The organism is Streptomyces sp. BJ20, from assembly GCF_022869105.1.
GTDB classification, from domain to species: domain Bacteria; phylum Actinomycetota; class Actinomycetes; order Streptomycetales; family Streptomycetaceae; genus Streptomyces; species Streptomyces griseoincarnatus.
On sequence record NZ_CP094918.1, the window covers coordinates 7,073,105 to 7,092,746 of the forward strand.

At 71.6% G+C, this 19,642-nt stretch carries 25 protein-coding genes; 7 read left to right on the forward strand and 18 right to left on the reverse strand.

The annotated features are described in order from the left end of the window. The first annotated feature begins 124 nt into the window (after window positions 1–124). Complete coding sequence (locus MTR79_RS31840) at window positions 125–307, forward strand: hypothetical protein (RefSeq protein WP_086701750.1); 183 nt, start codon at window positions 125–127, stop codon at window positions 305–307. On the opposite strand, the gene MTR79_RS31845 is transcribed toward MTR79_RS31840, so the two are convergent. Both MTR79_RS31845 and MTR79_RS31850 read right to left on the reverse strand, forming a co-directional pair. Next, window positions 298–1,023, reverse strand: coding sequence for an HAD-IA family hydrolase (locus MTR79_RS31845; protein WP_086701749.1), 726 nt, complete (start codon window positions 1,021–1,023; stop codon window positions 298–300). The two genes, MTR79_RS31840 and MTR79_RS31845, sit on opposite strands and share 10 nt — an antisense overlap. A 29-nt stretch (window positions 1,024–1,052) precedes the next feature. Continuing rightward, the gene (locus tag MTR79_RS31850) at window positions 1,053–1,937 is read right to left on the reverse strand and encodes a winged helix-turn-helix domain-containing protein (RefSeq protein WP_078895213.1); all 885 of its coding nucleotides are present in this window, start codon (window positions 1,935–1,937) and stop codon (window positions 1,053–1,055) included. A gap of 201 nt (window positions 1,938–2,138) precedes the next feature. Here MTR79_RS31850 and MTR79_RS31855 point away from each other — a divergent pair, with 201 nt between their 5' ends. Then, window positions 2,139–2,327: a hypothetical protein gene (locus tag MTR79_RS31855; protein WP_048458970.1), complete on the forward strand. Its 189-nt coding sequence runs from the start codon at window positions 2,139–2,141 to the stop codon at window positions 2,325–2,327. Between the two features lie 60 nt (window positions 2,328–2,387). Here MTR79_RS31855 and MTR79_RS31860 read toward each other — a convergent pair whose 3' ends face one another. Continuing rightward, window positions 2,388–3,302, reverse strand: coding sequence for a GntR family transcriptional regulator (locus MTR79_RS31860; protein ID WP_244792759.1), 915 nt, complete (start codon window positions 3,300–3,302; stop codon window positions 2,388–2,390). A gap of 175 nt (window positions 3,303–3,477) precedes the next feature. Here MTR79_RS31860 and MTR79_RS31865 point away from each other — a divergent pair, with 175 nt between their 5' ends. After that, on the forward strand, window positions 3,478–3,663 hold the full coding sequence (locus MTR79_RS31865) for a hypothetical protein (protein ID WP_048458968.1): 186 nt from the start codon (window positions 3,478–3,480) through the stop codon (window positions 3,661–3,663). Between the two features lie 173 nt (window positions 3,664–3,836). Here the strand turns inward: MTR79_RS31865 and MTR79_RS31870 are convergent, their stop codons facing one another. Both MTR79_RS31870 and MTR79_RS31875 read right to left on the reverse strand, forming a co-directional pair. Beyond that, on the reverse strand, window positions 3,837–5,093 hold the full coding sequence (locus MTR79_RS31870) for a GNAT family N-acetyltransferase (RefSeq protein WP_244792761.1): 1,257 nt from the start codon (window positions 5,091–5,093) through the stop codon (window positions 3,837–3,839). A 60-nt stretch (window positions 5,094–5,153) separates the two neighbouring features. After that, the gene (locus tag MTR79_RS31875) at window positions 5,154–5,801 is read right to left on the reverse strand and encodes an aerial mycelium formation protein (RefSeq protein ID WP_107500477.1); all 648 of its coding nucleotides are present in this window, start codon (window positions 5,799–5,801) and stop codon (window positions 5,154–5,156) included. A 177-nt stretch (window positions 5,802–5,978) separates the two neighbouring features. Between MTR79_RS31875 and dtd the strand changes: the two genes are divergently transcribed. After that, window positions 5,979–6,404, forward strand: a complete 426-nt coding sequence (gene dtd, locus MTR79_RS31880) for a D-aminoacyl-tRNA deacylase (RefSeq protein ID WP_086703852.1) — start codon at window positions 5,979–5,981, stop codon at window positions 6,402–6,404. Window positions 6,405–6,437: 33 nt separating this feature from the next. On the opposite strand, the gene MTR79_RS31885 is transcribed toward dtd, so the two are convergent. From MTR79_RS31885 to MTR79_RS31910, 6 genes are all read right to left on the reverse strand, one after another. Then, on the reverse strand, window positions 6,438–7,403 hold the full coding sequence (locus MTR79_RS31885) for a folate-binding protein (protein ID WP_244792763.1): 966 nt from the start codon (window positions 7,401–7,403) through the stop codon (window positions 6,438–6,440). 9 nt (window positions 7,404–7,412) lie between these two features. After that, entirely contained in the window at window positions 7,413–7,850 is a 438-nt protein-coding gene (locus MTR79_RS31890) for a transcriptional repressor (RefSeq protein WP_189366572.1), read from the reverse strand. Window positions 7,851–7,899: 49 nt separating this feature from the next. Then, entirely contained in the window at window positions 7,900–8,475 is a 576-nt protein-coding gene (locus MTR79_RS31895; protein WP_048458962.1) for an FABP family protein, read from the reverse strand. A 222-nt stretch (window positions 8,476–8,697) separates the two neighbouring features. Beyond that, complete coding sequence (locus tag MTR79_RS31900) at window positions 8,698–9,552, reverse strand: hypothetical protein (RefSeq protein WP_189366571.1); 855 nt, start codon at window positions 9,550–9,552, stop codon at window positions 8,698–8,700. Continuing rightward, entirely contained in the window at window positions 9,549–10,343 is a 795-nt protein-coding gene (locus MTR79_RS31905) for a hypothetical protein (RefSeq protein ID WP_244792765.1), read from the reverse strand. The genes MTR79_RS31900 and MTR79_RS31905 overlap by 4 nt, the downstream gene beginning before the upstream one ends. Then, on the reverse strand, window positions 10,340–11,068 hold the full coding sequence (locus MTR79_RS31910) for a hypothetical protein (RefSeq protein WP_189366569.1): 729 nt from the start codon (window positions 11,066–11,068) through the stop codon (window positions 10,340–10,342). Before MTR79_RS31910 ends, MTR79_RS31905 begins: the two co-directional genes overlap by 4 nt. A gap of 98 nt (window positions 11,069–11,166) precedes the next feature. Here MTR79_RS31910 and MTR79_RS31915 point away from each other — a divergent pair, with 98 nt between their 5' ends. Continuing rightward, the gene (locus MTR79_RS31915; RefSeq protein WP_086703859.1) at window positions 11,167–11,529 is read left to right on the forward strand and encodes a DsrE family protein; all 363 of its coding nucleotides are present in this window, start codon (window positions 11,167–11,169) and stop codon (window positions 11,527–11,529) included. A gap of 5 nt (window positions 11,530–11,534) precedes the next feature. On the opposite strand, the gene MTR79_RS31920 is transcribed toward MTR79_RS31915, so the two are convergent. The 7 genes from MTR79_RS31920 to MTR79_RS31950 all read right to left on the reverse strand — a co-directional run bounded on the left by MTR79_RS31920 (window position 11,535) and on the right by MTR79_RS31950 (window position 17,483). After that, the gene (locus MTR79_RS31920) at window positions 11,535–11,795 is read right to left on the reverse strand and encodes a DUF3099 domain-containing protein (RefSeq protein ID WP_086703860.1); all 261 of its coding nucleotides are present in this window, start codon (window positions 11,793–11,795) and stop codon (window positions 11,535–11,537) included. A gap of 71 nt (window positions 11,796–11,866) precedes the next feature. Further along, complete coding sequence (locus MTR79_RS31925) at window positions 11,867–12,154, reverse strand: DUF1416 domain-containing protein (RefSeq protein ID WP_004986406.1); 288 nt, start codon at window positions 12,152–12,154, stop codon at window positions 11,867–11,869. A gap of 33 nt (window positions 12,155–12,187) precedes the next feature. Then, window positions 12,188–13,033, reverse strand: a complete 846-nt coding sequence (locus MTR79_RS31930) for a sulfurtransferase (protein ID WP_048458958.1) — start codon at window positions 13,031–13,033, stop codon at window positions 12,188–12,190. A 420-nt stretch (window positions 13,034–13,453) separates the two neighbouring features. Beyond that, a complete protein-coding gene (locus MTR79_RS31935; RefSeq protein ID WP_086703862.1) occupies window positions 13,454–14,194 on the reverse strand; it encodes a DUF2993 domain-containing protein in 741 nt (246 codons plus the stop codon). Window positions 14,195–15,113: 919 nt separating this feature from the next. Further along, the gene (locus MTR79_RS31940) at window positions 15,114–16,277 is read right to left on the reverse strand and encodes a hypothetical protein (protein ID WP_244792767.1); all 1,164 of its coding nucleotides are present in this window, start codon (window positions 16,275–16,277) and stop codon (window positions 15,114–15,116) included. A 2-nt stretch (window positions 16,278–16,279) separates the two neighbouring features. After that, window positions 16,280–16,534, reverse strand: a complete 255-nt coding sequence (locus tag MTR79_RS31945; protein ID WP_048458955.1) for a MoaD/ThiS family protein — start codon at window positions 16,532–16,534, stop codon at window positions 16,280–16,282. Window positions 16,535–16,574: 40 nt separating this feature from the next. After that, on the reverse strand, window positions 16,575–17,483 hold the full coding sequence (locus MTR79_RS31950; protein ID WP_244792769.1) for an alpha/beta fold hydrolase: 909 nt from the start codon (window positions 17,481–17,483) through the stop codon (window positions 16,575–16,577). A 245-nt stretch (window positions 17,484–17,728) separates the two neighbouring features. Here MTR79_RS31950 and MTR79_RS31955 point away from each other — a divergent pair, with 245 nt between their 5' ends. Both MTR79_RS31955 and MTR79_RS31960 read left to right on the forward strand, forming a co-directional pair. Further along, window positions 17,729–18,508, forward strand: a complete 780-nt coding sequence (locus MTR79_RS31955) for a response regulator transcription factor (RefSeq protein ID WP_019527477.1) — start codon at window positions 17,729–17,731, stop codon at window positions 18,506–18,508. A gap of 107 nt (window positions 18,509–18,615) precedes the next feature. After that, window positions 18,616–19,638, forward strand: coding sequence for a LacI family DNA-binding transcriptional regulator (locus tag MTR79_RS31960; RefSeq protein ID WP_086703262.1), 1,023 nt, complete (start codon window positions 18,616–18,618; stop codon window positions 19,636–19,638). Window positions 19,639–19,642 lie beyond the last annotated feature (4 nt).

Genomic DNA, 19,642 nt, shown 5'->3' on the forward strand with positions numbered 1-19,642 from the left:
GGCGGACTGTTGGTTAAGGGATCAACCGGTCCGGGCAGACAGATTCCAGGCCAACCAGTCCAATTGGACCGCGAGTTGAGTGCTTCCGGACGGTGCCGGGAAGTGGAGGGGAGATGGTCGGCTCATGTACCGCCTTCAGTTGATCACCGCGCTCGGCGAGATGCTGGTGAGTCTGCTGGCCGAGACGCGGCTGGGCGTGCTCGGCCTGCTTCTGCTCCTTCTCGTAGGCGTGGGCATGCGCGCCCGCCGTGAGGGCCTCGCCGTCGGGGCGGCCGTACTGCTCACCGCGCTGATGATTCAGGCCTGACCGGCCTCCCGCACCGCCTTCAGCACCGGCTCCAGCGAGCCCACGATCATCTCCGCCCCCGCCTCCTCCAGTACCTTGGTCTTCCGCTCGTTCCGGGCGTACCCCAGGAACGGCACCCCCGCCGCACGCGCCGCGAGGAAGTCGGACGGGGTGTCCCCGATCATCAGAGCAGTCGACGGAGCCGCGCCCATCGCGTTCAACGCCCGCTGGACGCAGTGCGGATGCGGCTTCAGGTAACTGAGTTCCTGGGTGCGCCCGTAGAGGTGCGGGGCGAAGCACGGCAGCAGACCCCTGGACGTCAGGTACTCCTTCACCACCCGCGGCGAGTTGTTCGTGGTGATGGCCAGGCGGGCGCCCACCGCCGTCCAGGTGCGGACCAGGGGGTCGGCGTACGGCGTCGGCCGGGCGGAGGCCGCGGCCTTCAGCTCCTCCTGGGTGAGACGTTCCTCGAGTTCCGCGACGAGGTCGCTGCCGGGGTGCCGGCGGTCCACCGCGCGCAGGACGACGTGCGGGTCGAGGGACTCGCGCGCGGGCTCGTCCAGCAGCCCGTGCAGCCCCCGCCCCTCCAGCCAGTCCACCAGGTCCCGGGCCACCCGCTCGGCGGAGTGGCCCGCGAACAGCCGGCAGACGGGGCCGTCGAAGTCCCACAGCACGACTCGGGCGCCTTCGATCAGGTTCCGCAGGTCGTTCGGTTCCGTCTCGGTCTCGGTTGTCACCGATTCAGTCTGCTGCGTCTCAGAAGTCACTAGGAGAGTGTCAGGTCCGTCGTGATGGTTTCCCAGAGGGCGTCGAACCACTTCTGGGATTCCTCCACGAACGCCTGGTCCCGCCGCCCGGCCCGCTTGGCGAAGGAGAAGAGGAGGGAGGCGGAGCCGAGGGCGTCGTACATCTCCAGGGTCTGGCTCTCCCACTCCTCCTCGCGGCGGGTCAGCATGTAGTAGCCGATCAGCGCCTCCTCGCCGTTGAGCAGGTACAGCTTCACCGGCGGGGTGAAGGGCAGCGCCCGGAAGGACACGTGCACGTCGATGCCGTGCGTGGCACGCAGCGCCTGGAGGTTGTGCTGGAGCACGCGGGCCTGGGAGTTGCGCTGGGCCAGCCACCGTTCGTGCACCGGGTCCTCGTCGCGCGCGTCGCGGCCCTCGACCGGCACCGGGAAGGCGAGGTTGATCCGCCGGGACGGCAGCATGATGCGGACGTCGATCGCCTCCGGGCGGATGCGGCTCTCGTGGATGTGCCGGACCGGCTCGCCGACCGCCAGCATGAAGCTCTCCGCGGTGAGGCACACGGCGTCGATCCGCACGCGGGGCGCGGAGAACGCCTCCGTCAGCCGGGGCGCCAGCCCCACCATCGTCGGCTGGGGCTCCTCCCGGGCCGGGGCGGGCGCGGCGATCCGGGGCGGGCTGCCCTTGCTGACGTTGCTGAGGAGCCCGTCGTCCTGGAGGGCGCGCAGGGCTTGGCGGACGGTGCCGCGCTCCACGCCGAACTCCTCGGCCAGCTCGGCCTGCGTGGGCAGCCGGTCGCCCGCCTTCAGCGCACCGCCGCGGATGCGTTCCCGCAGGATGTCGGCGATCTCCTGGGCCGAGAGCCTGCTGCTGCCGTTCACTGACACGTTCTCCTGGGCCACGACCAAACGCTACAACTTTGATCCATCTAAAGGCAGTTGCTTGGAAGTTGTTTATGAGTAGGACCCAAGTGGGGACAACTCTAATGAAGTTGGTTGCCAACTTGATGGAGTTGGCGGAAGTTAGCGTTCCGCTCGTCAGACCCCCACCGCTCAGGGCCGCCGGCGCCATCGCCCCGTCTCACCGTCTCCGCCCGAAGGGGGTACACCATGCCCGTCATCGCCCTGATCTCCGCCGTCGTCGTCGTCACCGTCGAGCAGCTCGTCCAGTGGAAGTACGGCGCGGCCGGCCTCCTCGGCCTGCTGCTGGTCACCGTGGGCATCCACGCGAAGCGGCCGGGCGTCAGCTCCGCCGGAGCGGTGCTGCTGGCGCTGCTCGTGGCCCGCCCCGCCCTGTGACCGGCCCGCCCCGCCCGCCACGGGACCGTGGCCGGCCCGATGCGACCCCTGTGGGAGACGTCAGTCCGTGAGCTCCAGCTCCGAACTGATCGTCTCCCACAGTGCGTTGAACCACAGGTGGGACTGTTCCACGAAGGTCGTGTCGCGCAGGCCGTCGCCCTGCTCGAAGGCGAACAGCATCGACCGTACGCCCTGCGCGTCGTACGTCGGCAGGCTCTCCTGGCCGATCTGCGCCTCGCTGCGGGTCACCGTGTAGTAGGCGAACAGCGCCTCGGTGTTGTTGAGCAGATACAGCTTCACCGGCGGGGTGAAGGGCAGCGCCCGGAAGGTCACGCGCACGTCGATCCCGTGCGTCGCGCGCAGGGCGAGCAGGTTGTGGCGGAGTACCTGCCCCTGGGCGTTGCGCTGGGCCAGCCAGCGCTCGTGCACCGGGTCGTCGTGGCCCTGCCGCCCGCCGACCGGCACCGGGAAGGCCAGGTCGATGCTCCGGCTGGGCAGCAGCACGCGGACGTCGACCTTGGCCGGTTTCAGCCGCCCGGCGTAGATCTGCCGCAGCGGCTCGCCCATGGCGAGCGTGAGGGAGACGGCGGTGAGGCAGACGGCGTCGATGTGCACGTGCTCGGCCTCGAAGGCGGAGGCTATCCGGGGTGCGAGCGCCACCGTGGTGGGCTGCGGCGGGGCCGCTGGGCCCGCCGGAGCACGGTCGGCCCGCTCCGCGACCGTCGCGGGCGCCCCTTTGGAGATGTTCGTCAGCAGATGCTCCGACTGCAGGATGCGCAACGCGCCCCGCACGGCCTGCCGCTCGACGCCGAACTCGGCGGCCAGCTGCGCCTGCGTGGGCATGCGCTGCCCCGGCCGCAGCACTCCGGACCGGATCCGGGCGCGCAGCTCGTCGGCCACCTCACGATGCGTCCGCTGTGGCCGCTGTGGCTTCTTCCGTCCATTGACGGAGGCGTGTTCCGGCTCCACGGCCAAACACTACAACTTCTCGCCATCTTGCGGCAGTTCAACGAAGGGTGGTTATAGGACTCTTCCAAGTGGAGATAACTAAGAACAAGTTGGTCACCAACTCGCCCAACCTGGCAGACCCATACAGGGGTTGGCTCATCAGGAGGGCGGTGAGGAGGCCGCCGGACAAAGGGGGACCGCCATGCCGCTCATCGCCGTCGTCGTCGCCGCCCTGGCCATCGGCTTCGAGCAGCTCGTCCAGTGGAAGTACGGCCCGATGGGGATCATCGCCTTCGTCGCCCTCACGGTGGGCATCAAGGCGCGCAACACCATGATCGGCGGCATCGGCGCGGTCATCCTCGTGATGCTGTTCGCCCAGTCCGGCTGACGGCACTCCGCACGGACCGCCGGCCGGGCTCCCTTCCGGAGGGGAGCCGGGAGCCCGCCGACGGAGCACCACACCCACAACCACAACTGAACAGCTCGCTACGGATGCAGATCACGCCCACCCGTCACCGGCGGAAGGAGGAAGCGGCACCGAAGGCGCGGAAGCGTCCGCGCTCAGAAGATGTCCGGGCACCACGGTCGCCTGGACGTACGCAGCAGGGCGTCGGCCTGACGGGCGGCGCCCGCTCGTTCTTCCCGGACCCGGCCCAGTGCCGCGAGCCGCACCGCCGACTCGTCGCCGAGCCACAGTGTCGCCAGATCCGCGACGTCCAGCAAGAGATCCGGGTTCTCCGTCGTCGGCGCGCAGGTCCCGGCGCCGTCCGCCGACACCTCCAGCCGGTACCGCCCGCCGGCCAGGCCGCCCGCGTCGGCCACCTCCAGCACCAGCGCCCCCGACGCCCCGTACGTCCGCGCCTCCAGGGCCCGTTCGACGTCGAGGATGCGCACCCACAGCCAGTCGGCCTGGGTGGTGACGGCGGCGGCGCGCGGGTCGGGCAGAAAGTGCGGAAGGAGGTCGTCCGGCGCGCGGTAGCCGGTCTTCACGGCGACCACCCAGTCGATCGAGCACAGGTAGCGCCACAGCGTCCGCTCGGCGGCGGGGGTCACTCCGGTCAGCCACTTCACCCGGACCGTGTTCAGCGGCTGCTTGCCGTCGCCCCACTTGTCGTCCGCGGTGTAGGCGGCGATGCCCTCGACCTCGCCGGAGGCCGAACGGTGGATCACGTAGTACGGCTCGTGGAACGTCGCGTGGAAGCGCACGGCGCCCGTGGTGGCCTTCCACCACAACGCGTCGCGGCTCACGGCGCCCGGCTGGGACCGGCGCAGTCGCTCGTACAGCTCGGGGCCGTGCTTGCGGATGTCCTCGGCGTCCACCAGGTCGATCCGGCCGCCGTCCTCCGGGCCCGCCCAGCGGGGGTCGAGCCCGGCGCGCGGCACGTCGATCGTCCACTCGGTGGCCCAGGTGGCGGGGCCGAAGCCGTACCGTCCGTAGATCGGGTACTCGGCGGCGATCAGCGTGGCGACGACGTCCCCGCGCTCCTTGGCCGCCGCCAGGTCCTGCGCCATCATCCGCGTCAGGAGGCCGCGCCGGCGGTGGGTCGGGGAGACGGTGACGTTGGTGACCGCGTCGGCCGGGACGGCCGCCCCGCCGACCGCCGTGAGCTCCTGGGCGAAGGAGCGGAACGTCGCGACGCACCGCCCTCCGTCGAAGGCCCCCGTCGACCGGCCGGGCGTGAACTGCGCCCGGCGCGCGTCGAGGACCTCCTCACTCAGGGCCGGCTGATGCAGGAACCCGATGTTCATGGCCCGCTGCCAGTCGGGGAACTCGGATGCGTCGATGGGGCGTACGTCGATGTCGGCACGGGAGGTCATGGGGTCACGGTAAGTCGGCCTCCCGGCAGGTGTCGACGTGGTTTCACCGCGACCCGGACCTCATACGAGCAGGTCGTCGACCTGCGCCTCCCCCTCCCGGTAGCGCCGGGTGATCTCCGCCCCGCACGCGTCGGCGGTGCGCTGCAGCCGCTGCCGGCGGCGCGACACCTGCTGCTCGTACCCCACCAGCCGGCCCATCGCGGTGTGCAGCTCGCCGTCCGTGCGCGCGCCCAGGTCGGAGAGCTCCACCTCGGCGAGCATCTCGGAGGCCAGCCGCCGGTACTCCTCGCTCCGCGGTGTGCCCAGCGTCAAATGGCGGGCGGAGGAACGGTGGCGCGCGGGGGTGTCCCGCAGGATCTCCGGCAGCCGCTCCACGACGGAGGCCTCCCCCGGCGCGACGGCCGCCGGCACCCCTGCCGGCAGCTCCCGCCGGGCCAGCTCCGCGCGCAGGATGTCGATCCGCCCCTGCAGCAGTCTCCGTACGTAGCTGAGGTCGGCCTCGTCGCGCTGCGCGTCCCGCCGCATCGTGCGCAGCTCGGCCAGGCTCAGCCCGGTCAGTTCGTCCTCCGCTCTGTCCCCGAACAGCGCAGGGCTGTCCGTGCGCTGCACGGGCGGCCGGCGGAACTCCCGTTCCCCGGCGCCCCCTTGCGTCAACTCCTGGGCCAACGCGACAGCCGCGGACGACTGCCCGATCCCCGATGTGCTCATGTGCCTCAACCGTCCCCTCGACCGGCATGTGCCAGCATCGTGCCACCCCTGGCGGCCGCAATGTGAGCGAGTGACCCAGATCCGCCCCAGATGGGCGCTAAGGAGTAAAAATAGCCCGACCGGGGTGGATCGCGGGCCGCCGTCGGGCGTCTGTTCGCGGACCGGCATCATGGGCGTATGCGTGCGGTGGTGCAGAGGGTGGACGGCGCGAGCGTCGTCGTGGACGGCGAGACCGTGGGGGCGATCGAGGGCGAGGGCCTGTGCGTCCTGGTCGGCGTCACCCACGAGGACACCGAGGAGAAGGCGGCGCAGCTCGCCCGCAAGCTGTGGTCGATCCGGATGCTGAAGGACGAGAGATCCTGCAGCGACATCGGCGCCCCGCTCCTGGTGATCAGCCAGTTCACCCTCTACGGGGACGCCCGGAAGGGCCGCCGCCCCACCTGGAACGCGGCTGCCCCCGGTGACCTCGCCGAGCCGCTGGTCGACGAGGTGGTGGCGCAGCTGCGCGCGCTGGGCGCGACGGTGGCGACGGGCCGGTTCGGCGCGCAGATGCGGGTGTCGCTGACGAACGACGGCCCGTTCACCGTGCTGCTGGAGATGTGAGCCGCACCGGCACCGGGCCTACGGACCGGGAACTCAGGGCTCGACGACGGTCTCCTGCGCGGCGGCCGTGTCCCCGGCCAGCAGCCGGGCGTCGACCGGGACGTTCCGCTTCACCAGGGCGAGGGCGACCGGGCCCAACTCGTGGTGGCGTACGGAGGTGGTGATGAAGCCGATCTTCCGGCCGTCGGGCCCGTCGTCGGCGAGACGCAGCTCGGTGCCCGGCGCGGGCAGGTGCACCTCGCTGCCGTCCAGGTGCAGGAAGACCAGCCGGCGCGGCGGCTTGCCCAGGTTCTGGACGCGGGCGACGGTCTCCTGGCCGCGGTAGCAGCCCTTCTGCAGATGCACGGCGGAGCCGATCCAGCCCAGCTCGTGCGGGATGGTGCGGTGGTCGGTCTCGAAGCCGAGCCGGGGGCGGTGCTGCTCGACGCGCAGCGCCTCGTAGGCGAGGAGACCGGCGGCGGGCCCCGCCGTGCGCGCGAACTCCTCCAGTTCGCCGCGGGGCAGGAAGAGGTCCCTGCCGTACGGCGTCTCGCGCACCGCCGCGCCCTCGGGCACCTCGGCGATGGACCCGGCGGGCAGGTGCACCACCGCGATGTCCTCGGTGCGGTCGGCGACCTCGACCCGGTAGAAGAACTTCATCGACTCCAGGTACGCGACCAGCGCCTCCTGGGTGCCGGGCTCGACGTGCGCCCAGGTCGTCTCCCCGTCGTCGACCAGGTAGAGCGCGTGCTCGATGTGGCCGTTGGCGGACAGGATCAGCGCCTCGGTGGCCTCGTGCGGGGGCAGCTCCTGGACGTGCTGGGTGAGCAGCAGGTGGAGCCAGCCGAGCCGCTCGGGGCCGGAGACGGTGACGACCCCGCGGTGGGACAGGTCGACGAAGCCGGTGCCGTCGGCGAGGGCGCGCTGCTCACGGAACAGGTCGCCGTAGTGGGCGGCCACGCCTTCGTCCACGCCCTCGGCGGGGACGGCGCCGGGCAGGGTCAGCAGGGGGCTTTTCATACGCCTAGCCTACGACTCGGTAGTTGAAGTCTTCAGGGCACAGTCCTGGCACCGGCCGAAGATCGCGAAGTGCTTCATGTCGGTGTCGAAGCCGAAGGTGTGCCTCAGCTTCTCCGTGAACTCGGCGGCCACCTCCACGTCCGCCTCGATCACCTTGGTGCAGTCACGGCAGACCAGGTGCAGATGGTGGTGGCGGTCGGCGAGGTGGTAGGTCGGCGCGCCGTGCCCGAGGTGGGCGTGGCTGACCAGGCCCAGCTCCTCGAGGAGCTCCAGCGTGCGGTACACGGTGGAGATGTTGACCCCCGACGCCGTCTTCCTCACTTCCACGAGGATGTCGTCGGGGGTCGCGTGCTCCAGGGTGTCGACGGCTTCGAGCACGAGCTGGCGCTGGGGCGTCAGCCGGTAGCCGCGCTGCCTGAGGTCGCTCTTCCAGTCGGTGCTCACCACACCCACGAGTCTAGGGCCTGGCCCCCGGAGCGCCCCGGGGCCGGACGGCCTACTTGAAGAAGGCGATCCCGTCGTCCGGCATGTCGTCGGGCAGGGCCTTGGCCCAGCGCTCGACCTCCTCCGGGGTGACGACCTTCTTCAGGTGCGCCGACATGTAGGGGCGCAGCTCGACCTCGGGGGTCTGCTTCTCGCCGACCCACATCAGGTCGCTCTTGACGTAGCCGTAGAGCCGCTTGCCGCCGGTGTACGGGCCGGAGGCGGCGGTGCGCGCGACGGCGTCCGTGACCAGGTCGATCTGCGGCTTCTTCTCGGCCATCTCGCCGTACCAGATCTCGACGACGCCGTCGTCGCGGACCATGGTCACCTCGATCTTGCGGTCGGCGTCGATGCGCCAGTAGCCGTGCTCCGACTCCAGCGGGCGGACCTTGTTGCCGTCGCCGTCGAGCACCCAGGTGCGCGAGGCGTACTCCAGGAAGTCCCGCCCGTCGTGGGTGAAGGTGACCTCCTGGCCGAAGTTGCACTTCTCGGCACCGGGGAAGTCGTGCACGCCCGCACCTGCCCAGTTGCCGAGCAGGAACGCGAGCGGGACGAGGTCCTTGTGCAGGTCGGACGGGATCTCGATCATGAGGGGTACTTCCTGGTCGCGGTCAGCGCTGGCCCTGGAACAGCTTCTTCACGGTCAGTCCGGCGAAGGCGAGGACGCCGACGCAGACCAGGACCAGCAGGATTTCGAAGAAGGCGATCACGGGGTGCTCCTTGAGCGGGTGCGAGGGTGTGCACAGGGCCGGCCCCCAGCTTACGCGGCCGGGGGCGGCACCCGTCGTGCGAGGTGCCGCCCCCGCGCGGCTCAGCCCAGCAGCTGGCTCTGCAGCACGACCGTCTGCCGGAACGGCACCGCGTGCGCGGTCCCCTTCCGCGACTGGAGCACCACCGCGAGGACGTCGCCGGAGACGAGGTACGCCTGCCGGTCGTGCTCCGCGCCGCGCGGCTCCGCCTCGTCGTACACGGTGCGCTGCACGCCGGCGACCGTCGCCGCCTCCGGGAACGTCTCGTCGCCGACCACGTTCTCCGTCCCGGTCATCCGGTGGGCGGGGCCGGTGTAGGGGAAGAGCACGCCGTGGAACCTGTCGTCCGCCACGGCCGCGGTGTCGAACCGCAGCAGGTAGATGCGGGTGCGGGTGCCGTCCTCGGTGGTCCAGCCGCGTGCGGCGATGTGCCGCAGACCCCAGTCGACGAGGCGCTGCCCGAACTCGTCCCGGTCCTCCTTCTCCGCGATCTCCTTCAGGAAGGCGTCCGCCGGCAGCCACCCCTGCGTACCGCGCAGCGCCCTGTTCTCCTCCGCCCCCTTCGGCGCGGGCAGCAGCAGGGCGCGCAGGTCGGCGTGGTGGGTGCCGGCCGGGTTGGACTCGGCCTGCGGGCCCGGGCTGCCGGAGGGCAGCGGCGGCTTCGTCAGCAGCGGGTAGTCCCAGCGGCCGTCGGACTCCGTCGCCAGACCGGGCACGTCCGTGCGTTCCATGCGCGTGATCCCGTACGCCGTGCCGGCTCCGGCCACGGCGAACACGACGACGGCGGCGGTCCAGCGCAGGGCCGCGCGGAGCTTCCGGCGGTCCTTGCGCACCGCGGGCGGCCCGGCCGGTTCGGCGGAGACTTCCGGCGGCTCGGCGGGCAGGGCCGCGACGGAGGTCTGCTGCTGCTCGGTCATACGGCCTTCCCCGGTGCCTCGATGCGGTCGAGCTGTTCGCGGACCAGGCCGGCGACGCTCCTGGCGTCGATCGGCGCCACGGCGCGCGCGGTGACGGTGACCAGGACGTCACCGACGTGTGCGCTGCAGAACATCGCCTCGATGTCCCGCTTCCGGTCCTTGGGCGGCAGGAAGCAGGCCGCGCCCTTGTGGCCCTCGATCCTCGGCCCTTTGCGCAGGACGTCCAGGGCCTCCAAGAACTCCGCCTGGGAGCGGGCCAGATCGCGCACGGCCGACCGGTTGTCCATCTGCGAGAGCACGACGCTCGCCGTGTAGACGTCGTCCTGGTAGAGGCTGTCCGCCCCGCTGACGTAGCTGCGCATCGCCATGCCGGTGATGCGGCGCCGGTCGATTGCCTTCTCCAGCTGCTTGCGCTCGGACCGCGGCAGCCCTTGAAGCGCCTCCTTCTGCAGTGCGGTCGCGCGGGCGCCGCTGAGCTGCGCGTCCGCGCCGAACTCGCCCATGTCGGGCCCTCGCATCCGGCCGTCCTCCCCGTAAGGGAGGAGCAGCGAGGCGAGACTCTGCGACTCGGGCGGCTCCCCGTCCGCGGGTACGGTCCTGGGGAACTGCCACGAGGGCGCGCCGGGATCGCGGTCGGCGTTCGCCACGGTCACGGCGGTGACGCCCGTGCCGGCGGCGACCGCGCCGGTCAGCAGCACGCCCACGGCCACCGCGACGACCCGGCGGCGGCGTGACACGGCAGGGAGGTCCGGCTCTTCCGGCCGGACGGACTCGTCGGGGGTCTCGCTCACAGCCGCTCCATCTGCCGCTCGGCCACGTCCATGATCTTCTTCTTGGGGACGGGCTTGAGCCCCGTCACCCACACGTTCATCGCGATGTCCCCGCGCCAGGCGTGCGCCTCGGCGGTGTACTGGTCCTCGAAGCCGGGTTCGGCCTCGGGCTCGGTCATCACGTAGGCCCGGCCGTTGCCGGTGCCGGGTATCGCCCAGTTCTTGTTGGGTAGCTCCTCGGCCCAGCGCTGCGCGTCGTCGGCGGCGTCGGTGGCCGCCGTGTACTCCTCCTGACGGAACTGGGTGAGCCGGATCTCCACGGTGTATCCGTCCTCCTCCCAGACGGTCATCACCGCCCGGCGGAGCTCGTCCCGCACGAGGTCGCCGAACGCCTCGCCGGGCTCGGTCCAGGTCTCGGCGAGGGCGGTCAGGTCCAGCCAGCGGACGCCGTCCTTCAGCCACTCCGTGTGCTTCGCCCCACGCGGCTTCTTCAGCAGCAGCTCGCGCAGGTCTCCGTCGGTCCTGACCCGCCGGTCCTGGGAGGCGGGCAGCGGCGCCGGCGCCTGGCCCCGGGCCTGTGCGAGCACCGGCTGGGACAGCGGCGGCAGCGGAGTGGGCGTACGGCCGGCCTGGACGAGATAGCCGGTGCAGGTACCGGCGACCAGGCCCAGCACCAGAGCGGTGCCGATCAGCGCGGCGGTCCGCCCTCTCCGCCGCCGGCCGGCTTCTTCCTCGGTTCGTTCCAAGACGTCCCCCACAACAAGTGAACGCGCGTTCGGTCCGCGCGCACAGGAGACCCACAGCCGGCGACGGGGGTTGTGGCGATCATGATTACGATTCGGTCATGGCGAAGAAGCTCGTGATCAAGGTGACCGCCGGGGCCGACGCACCCGAGCGCTGTTCGCAGGCGTTCACGGTGGCCGCGGTGGCGGCGGCCAGTGGGGTCGAGGTGTCGTTGTGGCTCACCGGGGAGTCGGCGTGGTTCGCGCTGCCGGGGAAGGCCGCGGAGTTCGAACTGCCGCACGCCGCTCCGTTGCCGGACCTGCTGGACTCGGTGCTGGCGGCCGGCAAGGTCACGCTGTGCACGCAGTGCGCCGCGCGCCGGGACATCACGGAGAAGGACGTGATCGAGGGCGTACGAATCGCGGGCGCGCAGGTCTTCGTGCAGGAGGCCATGGCGGACGGCACGCAGGCCCTCGTGTACTGACCGGGCTACCGGGGCCCCTTCCTGCCGTCCAGCTCGTCCCACCACTCGTCGGACTGCGGGTCGCCGGTGGGATCGTCCCACCAGCGGTCGTCGGGGCCACGCCGGTTGGCGACGACCGCGGCGACCGGCGGGATCACCATGGCGACCAGGCACATCGCCACGGCGGCGGGCACCGACCAGAGGCGTACGACGCCCCACGCCAGGACGAACAGCCCGATGCAGCCGCCCATCATCGCGAGGTAGACGTGCCGCCTGCGCGCGTACATGTCTCCAGCGTAGGTCCGGACATGCCGGAGGGCCGCGTCCGGACGGACGCGGCCCTCCGTACGGAGCCTGCTCAGACCGCGATCGCGACCTCGGCCAGGCCGCCCTGCTGGGCGACGACCGTGCGGTCGGCGGTGCCGCCGGGCACCAGGGCGCGGACGGTCCAGGTGCCTTCCGCCGCGTAGAAGCGGAACTGTCCGGTCGCGGAGGTGGGGACCTCCGCGGTGAACTCGCCGGTCGAGTCGAGGAGACGGACGTATCCCGTCACCGGCTCGCCGTCACGGGTCACCTGACCCTGGATGGTGGTCTCACCGGGCTTGATCGTCGAGGCGTCCGGGCCGCCGGCCTTCGCACCGCACATGTCTTACTCCTGAGAGGTCGGTCGGGGGGGGGATTACTTGCCGGAGCCGAGCTCGATCGGCACGCCGACGAGGGAGCCGTACTCGGTCCAGGAGCCGTCGTAGTTCTTGACGTTCTCCACGCCGAGCAGCTCGTGCAGCACGAACCAGGTCAGCGCGGAGCGCTCACCGATGCGGCAGTAGGCGATGGTGTCCGTGGCGAGGTCGACGTTCTCCTCGGTGTAGAGCTCCTTGAGCTCCTCGTCGGACTTGAACGTGCCGTCGTCGTTGGCGTTCTTCGACCACGGGATGTTCTTCGCGCTCGGCACGTGGCCGGGGCGCTGCGACTGCTCCTGCGGCAGGTGGGCCGGGGCGAGCAGCTTGCCGGAGAACTCGTCGGGCGAGCGCACGTCGACCAGGTTCTGCGCGCCGATGGCGTTCACGACGTCGTCGCGGAAGGCGCGGATGGACGTGTCCTGCGGCTTGGCCTTGTAGTCCGTCTTCGGGCGCTCCGGCACCTCGTCGCCGGGGACCAGCTCGCGGGCGTCGAGCTCCCACTTCTTGCGGCCGCCGTCGAGGAGCTTGACGTTCTCGTGGCCGTACAGCTTGAAGTACCAGTAGGCGTACGAGGCGAACCAGTTGTTGTTGCCGCCGTACAGGACGACCGTGTGGTCGTTGGCGATGCCCTTGTCGGACAGGAGCTTCTCGAAGCCGGCCTGGTCGACGAAGTCACGGCGGACCGGGTCCTGCAGGTCCTGCGTCCAGTCGATCCGGACGGCGTTCTTGATGTGGTTCTTGTCGTAGGCGGACGTGTCCTCGTCCACCTCGACGATCGCGATGGTCGGGTCGTCCAGGTGTTCCTGGAGCCAATCGGCGTCGACCAGGACGTCGCTGCGAGCCATGCTGTTCTCCTCCGGGGCAGTTGCGGGGGGCGTGCGGGTACGGGGGTGCGCAGCGCCCAGGGCCGGGCGGCGCACGGGTCCCCTGATCAGGGAACGGAACGGGAATGCGGACGGAGGACGCGTCCGCTCAGAACGTGCGACAGAGCATGGCGGCGACACGGCACAGGTCCACTGCCCGCCGCTTCGTGAGATCCGCCTGTCCCCTCGAACGGAGGACGCTCGTCTGACACTGCATGGGGACGATCGTAGGGACGGACGAGGGGCCCTGTCACCGGCGTGTCGCATACTGAGACGAGATCGTCCATCCACCGATACGACGGCCGGAAAAACCGTCCGCCCGAGCGCCCGCGCCCCCACTCCCGGAGCCGTCACATCTGTCCAGCGGACGCGGTCGTCTCGCCCACCGGACACCCGCTCCGTCTACCCGGCCAGGCGTACGTCCTTCCCGGACACCGTCACGTCCACACCGTCCTCGGCCGCCTGGACCTTCTCCAGGCTGATCCCGCCGGGCAGGCCGTCGATCTTCTGCTCGAAGTCGGTGATCCGCCGCACCCGCGACTCCGCGATCTCCACCCCGCCCAGCACCGGCAGCGCGTCCGCCCGCACCCGCACGGTGTTCCCGTCGACGACGGTCACCGAGCTGAGCACGGTCACCGGCTCGGGCAGCTTCGTGCCGAGCACGGTGGTCTCCAGCGCGACCTTGATCTTCCCGTTGCCCCCGTCGGACAGCGCCACCACCTCGGCGGTGATGCCGGGCGCCACCTGCGTGGGCTCCGCCTTGGCGTTCCGCAGCAGCTCGTCGTAGGCGATGGTGGCCGTGCCGGTGGCGCTGTCGGCGACGGCGGAGCCGAAGTCGCCGGAGAACTCGACGCCGCGCAGGTCCGCGCGGAGGTCGGCGATGCGGATGGTCTTGCCGCCCTCGCCGGCGCCGGCCTCGTAGTCCGAGATGCCGACCCGCACCTCGTCGAACGAGCCGCCCAGCACCTGGGTGAGGAAGGGGAAGCCCTGGATGTCCACGTCGGGGGTGGAGGCCAGCCCCTCGGAGGCCCGGACGCGGTCGGCGGCCTCGCCCTCGGCGAAGTGGACGGCGACGCGGTCGACGATGACGAAGATGCCGCCGAGTACCACGGCGATGACGAGCAGTATTCGCAGTGCGCGCATGCGGAGTCCCCACCTGACGAGTGCCCGACGACCGGCGGCCGCCCTCACGCGAGCGTAATGCGGGGGTGGCGGGGGAGCCGGGGATTGTGGATCACCTGTGACAGGGACGCCTCAGAGACGCTCGACGTAGGGCGCCAGCGGGCCGGGGGGTGGATCGGCGCCAACGCGCTCGTGCGAGCGGACCTTCTTGAGCGGGAGGTACCCCCATCGCATGGGGCACCTCCCAGGCCCTCAAGGCACGACTGCCCACAATGGGCAGGGACAACAGGCACCGGCGTCGGTGCGGGCCGGGGGTGTTCGCGCACCTCGGCGCCAACGAGGTGCCGCCGCGCCCACTCTCGGCTTCTCCCCCCACTCTCGACTCCGCTCGAGCGGGGGGACCCCCATGAGCGGGAGGTACCCCCATCGCCCTGGGGGTACCTCCCAGGCCCTCAAGCCCACAATGGGCAGGGGCAACAGGCGCCGGCGTCGGTGCGGGCCGGGGGGTGTTCGCGCACCTGGCGCCGACAGGGTGCCGCCGCGCCCACCCGTGCCGCCCCAGCGGCACGAATGCCCGCGGTTGGCGACAACTTGCGGCCGCCGCCGCGCGCCCGGGGGCGGCAGGTGGCAGCCTCCGCCACCGGTGTCGGTGCAGCCGCCCACGGCGGGGAGGGGACGGGGTGGGGGTGGGCGCCCGCAGCGGCTGGCGCGTCCACGCCCCGAACCTCTCCAGCACGCACTCTCGCGCCAGACCGAGGACGACCGCCCCCACCGCGGCCCCGCACCACCCACCCGCCGTAGGCGCTACATCAACCCCCACCGCACAGAACCCTGCGCCGCAGGCATCAAACGGCAACCCCCACCGGACAGACCCCTGCGCCGCAGGCACACGACCTCGGCGGCCCCCACCGCACAGGCGACGCACCGCAGGCACACGGTCTCAGCCGAACACCCGCCCCAGCGTGTACACGACCGGGCCCGCCGCCGCCAGCGGCAGGGCGACCCCCGCCGTGAAGTGGACGAAGCGGGACGGGTAGTCGTAGCTGGCCACCCGGTGGCCGATCAGTGCGCAGACCGCCGCCCCGACCCCCGTCAGCGCCCCGTCCGACGACATCCCGCCGACGGCGTACCCCGCACCGGCCGCCGCCGCCACCGCGATCACCACCGACGCCGCCGTCGTCACCGGCAGCGCCCGCACGACCATCGCCGCCGCCACCGCCACCGCCCCGACGACCACCGCGTCCGCGTCCGCCGCGAGGTAGCCGCCCGCCGCGATCGCCAGCGCCGCCGCGACCACCGTCGCCATCAGGCCGTACATCCGCTCGTCCGGATCCGCGTGCGACCGCAGCTGCAGCACCAGCGACAGCAGCACCCACACGCCCAGCGCCCCGAGGATCACCCCGGGCGACCGGTCCGAGACCAGCATCGCCGCGTCCGCGACCAGCGCCCCGAGGAACCCCAGCGCGATGCCCTGCCGCGCCGGCCACATCCCGTTGAGCCGGAACCACCCCGCCGCGGTCACGCCCTGGAGCACCACCAGCGGCACGAGCAGCGCGTACGTACCCAGCGCGGCGCCGCCCGCCAGCAGCAGACCCAGCACCGCCGTCAGCAGCGCGGGCTGCATCCCGGGCTCGATGACCGGCGACCGCCCCTCGGCCCGGGCCCGCTGCGCATCGGTGACGCGCGAGTTCCCGGCGAGGGTGGCCGGACCGTACTCCGGCGCCGGCTCAGCCCTTCCCACAGGAGCGGGCTCCGCGGCCTGAACAGGCGCCACCCCCTGCGGCGGCAGGTACGACGTCTCCTCGGCCGCCGCCACCGGCGGCACCGGCGGCTGCATCTGCGTCTCCCACGTCTGCCCCTGCCACTGCTGCGTGTCCTGCTGATCCGCGTACGGATCGTACGGATCGTCGTACCCCTGCCCCGGCCACGCCTGCGGCTGGGCATGTGGTTGGGACTGCGGCTGCTGGTACGGCGTGACCGGCGGCTCCTGATACGGCGTGACCGGCGGCTGCTGGTACGGCGTGACCGGCGGCTCCTGGTACGGCGTGGCCGGCGGCTCCTGCGCCCCGTACCCGTACCCCCCGCCGTACGGCTGGTTCGTCATCCTCACCCTCCTGCGAACGGCGGAAGCACCTCGACCGTGCCGCCGTCGGCCAGCCGTACCGTCTCATGCGCGCGCTTGCCCACGGGATCGCCGTCGACCAGGAACGAGCACCTCAGCAGCACGCGCGCCAGCTCGCCGGGATGCCGTGCGCGCACGGCTGCGAGCGCGTCGGCGAGCGTGTCCGCCTCGTACGGCTCCTCGGCCACCCCCGCCGCGGCCTTGGCGGCGGCCCAGTACCGCACCGTGACCTTTGCCATCTGCTGGTTCCTCGATCGGTTGACGGTGAACACGGTCAGGCTAGCCCGCCCGGGCGACCGCCCAGTCCCCGATCCTCCTCAACAGCGGTTCGGGCGCCGCGTTCTCCGCGTGCCCCATGCCGTGCTCGACCCACAGCTCCCCGTGCTCCCCGGCGGCGTCCGCGAGCATCCGGGGGTGGTCGAGCGGGAAGTAGGCGTCCTGGTCCCCGTGCACGACCAGCAGCGGTGTCGGCGCGATGCGGGGCACGGCCTCGACGGGGGACAGCGGCACGGGGTCCCACTGCCGGTGGTGGATGCGGGTGCGCAGCCCGTACCGGCCCACCAGCCGCCCGGAGGGCCGCGTCACCAGCCAGTGCAGCCGCCGCATGGGCGCGGTCCCCCGGTAGAACCAGCGCGCCGGCGCGCTCACGGAAACGACGGCATCGACGCCACCGGCGTCCAGCGCCGCGTGCCGCAGCGCCACCGACCCGCCCATGGAGAACCCCACGGTGACCACCCGCGTGTGCCCCAGCTCCCGCGCCCACGCGACCGCCGCGGCGAGGTCGAGCACCTCGCGGTCCCCGACGGTGGAGCGTCCGCCGGACCGCCCGTGCCCGCGGAAGGAGAAGGTGACGACGGCGCCGTACCGCGCGAACACGCGGGCGACGCGCCGCACGTGGGGACGATCGGCGTCCCCGGTGAAACCGTGCGCGATCACGAGAACGAGCCCCTGGGAAACACCGGAGAGCGCATTCCCGGAACCGTTCCGCGCCCCCTCGTCCACCCGTTCGTATACGACCTTCCCCGAGTCGTATACAACGCCTCCCGGCTCGTATACGGAATCGATCGCCACACCGTCCGCCGTGTGCAGGAACGTCCGCATCGGCGCGCCGTCCCGTGTCACATTCAGCGTCTCGGAATATGGACGAATGGTGGATCGCGCCACATGACCTGCCGCATCGGTGCCCATGTCGGCTATTCTGCTGCGAAGAGGACTCGGGCAGCGAAGCCCCCGGGTCCTTTTGTGCTTTCGGAAGCGTTGTATACGAAGGCGGGAAACCGCCGGATGTACGGGCCGTCGATCGCACGCAGCAATGCCATAAACGTCCTCGCAGGGACCGAGGAGGAACCAGACGTTATGGGCGAGCGAACCGTGCACGAAAGCAGGACGGCCGCGTTCCGGGCGGCCACGATCCGAGCAGGTGAGGCGACCCGATGAGTTCCCTGCTGCTCCTGACCAACGCGCTCCAGCCGTCGACGGAGGTGCTCCCCGCCCTCGGTCTGCTCCTGCACAACGTCCGGGTGGCGCCCGCGGAGGGCCCGGCGCTGGTGGACACCCCCGGCGCCGACGTGATCCTCATCGACGGGCGCCGCGACCTTCCCCAGGTCCGCAGCCTGTGTCAGCTGCTGCGCTCCACGGGCCCCGGCTGCCCCCTCGTCCTGGTCGTGACCGAGGGCGGCCTCGCCGCGGTCACCGCGGACTGGGGCATCGACGACGTACTGCTGGACACGGCCGGCCCCGCGGAGGTCGAGGCGCGGCTGCGGCTGGCGATGGGCCGCCAGCAGATCGTCAACGACGACTCCCCGATGGAGATCCGCAACGGCGACCTCTCCGTGGACGAGGCGACGTACTCCGCGAAGCTGAAGGGCCGGGTCCTGGACCTGACCTTCAAGGAGTTCGAGCTGCTGAAGTACCTCGCGCAGCACCCCGGCCGGGTGTTCACCCGCGCCCAGCTGCTGCAGGAGGTCTGGGGCTACGACTACTTCGGCGGTACCCGGACGGTCGACGTGCACGTACGCCGTCTGCGCGCCAAGCTCGGCCCGGAGCACGAGTCGCTGATCGGCACCGTCCGGAACGTCGGTTATCGATTCGTTACGCCGGAGAAGGTGGAGCGCGCGGCCGAGGAGGCGAAGGCGAAGGGCGCCCGGCAAAAGGCGGCGGAAGCGGACGAGACGGCCGCGCAGGACGCCGACGGTGTGCGGGCGAAGGCCTGAGGGTCGCACGCATGAGCGGCGCGTTCGCGCAGACGAGCCGCTTTTCCGCTGTTCACCACCTCCGGCACGCCCTGCCCGTGGGCGATATATCCGCGTAGACTCCGCGCGTGGCCAAGGTAACCAGGGATGACGTGGCGCGACTGGCGGGGACGTCGACCGCGGTCGTCAGCTATGTCATCAACAACGGACCCCGGCCGGTCGCCCCGGCCACGCGCGAGCGGGTGCTCGCAGCGATCAAGGAGCTGGGGTACCGGCCCGACCGCGTCGCCCAGGCGATGGCGTCCCGGCGCACGGATCTCATAGGTCTGATCGTGCCGGACGCCCGCCAGCCGTTTTTCGGCGAGATGGCGCACGCGGTGGAACAGGCCGCGTCCGAGCGCGGGAAGATGGTGCTGGTCGGGAACTCCGACTACATCGGCGAGCGCGAGGTCCACTATCTGCGCGCCTTCCTCGGCATGCGGGTCTCCGGTCTGATCCTCGTCAGTCACGCGCTGAACGACCTGGCCGCGGCGGAGATCGAGGCGTGGGACGCCCGGGTGGTGCTGCTGCACGAGCGGCCGGAGGCGATCGACGACGTCGCCGTCGTCACCGACGACCTCGGCGGCGCGCAGCTCGCCGTGCGCCATCTGCTGGAGCACGGCTACGAGTACGTCGCCTGTGTCGGCGGTACGGCGGAGACGCCCGCCGTCGGCGACCCGGTCTCCGACCACGTCGAGGGCTGGCGGCGCGCGATGGACGAGGCCGGGATAGCCACGGAGGGGCGCCTCTTCGAGGCCCCGTACAACCGTTACGACGCCTACCGGGTCGCGCTGGACATCCTGTCGGGGCCGCGGCGGCCGCCCGCGATCTTCTGCTCCACGGACGACCAGGCCATCGGTGTGCTGCGTGCCGCGCGTGAGCTGCGCATCGACGTGCCGGGCGAGCTGGCGGTCGTCGGGTTCGACGACATCAAGGAGGCGGCGCTCGCCGATCCGCCGCTGACCACGGTCGCGTCGGACCGGCCGGCGATGGCCCGCGCGGCGGTCGATCTGGTCCTGGACGACGGTCTCCGCGTCAACGGCTCCCGCCGGGAGCGGCTGAAGGTCTTCCCGTCCCGGCTGGTCCTCCGCCAGTCCTGCGGCTGCTCCTAGCCGC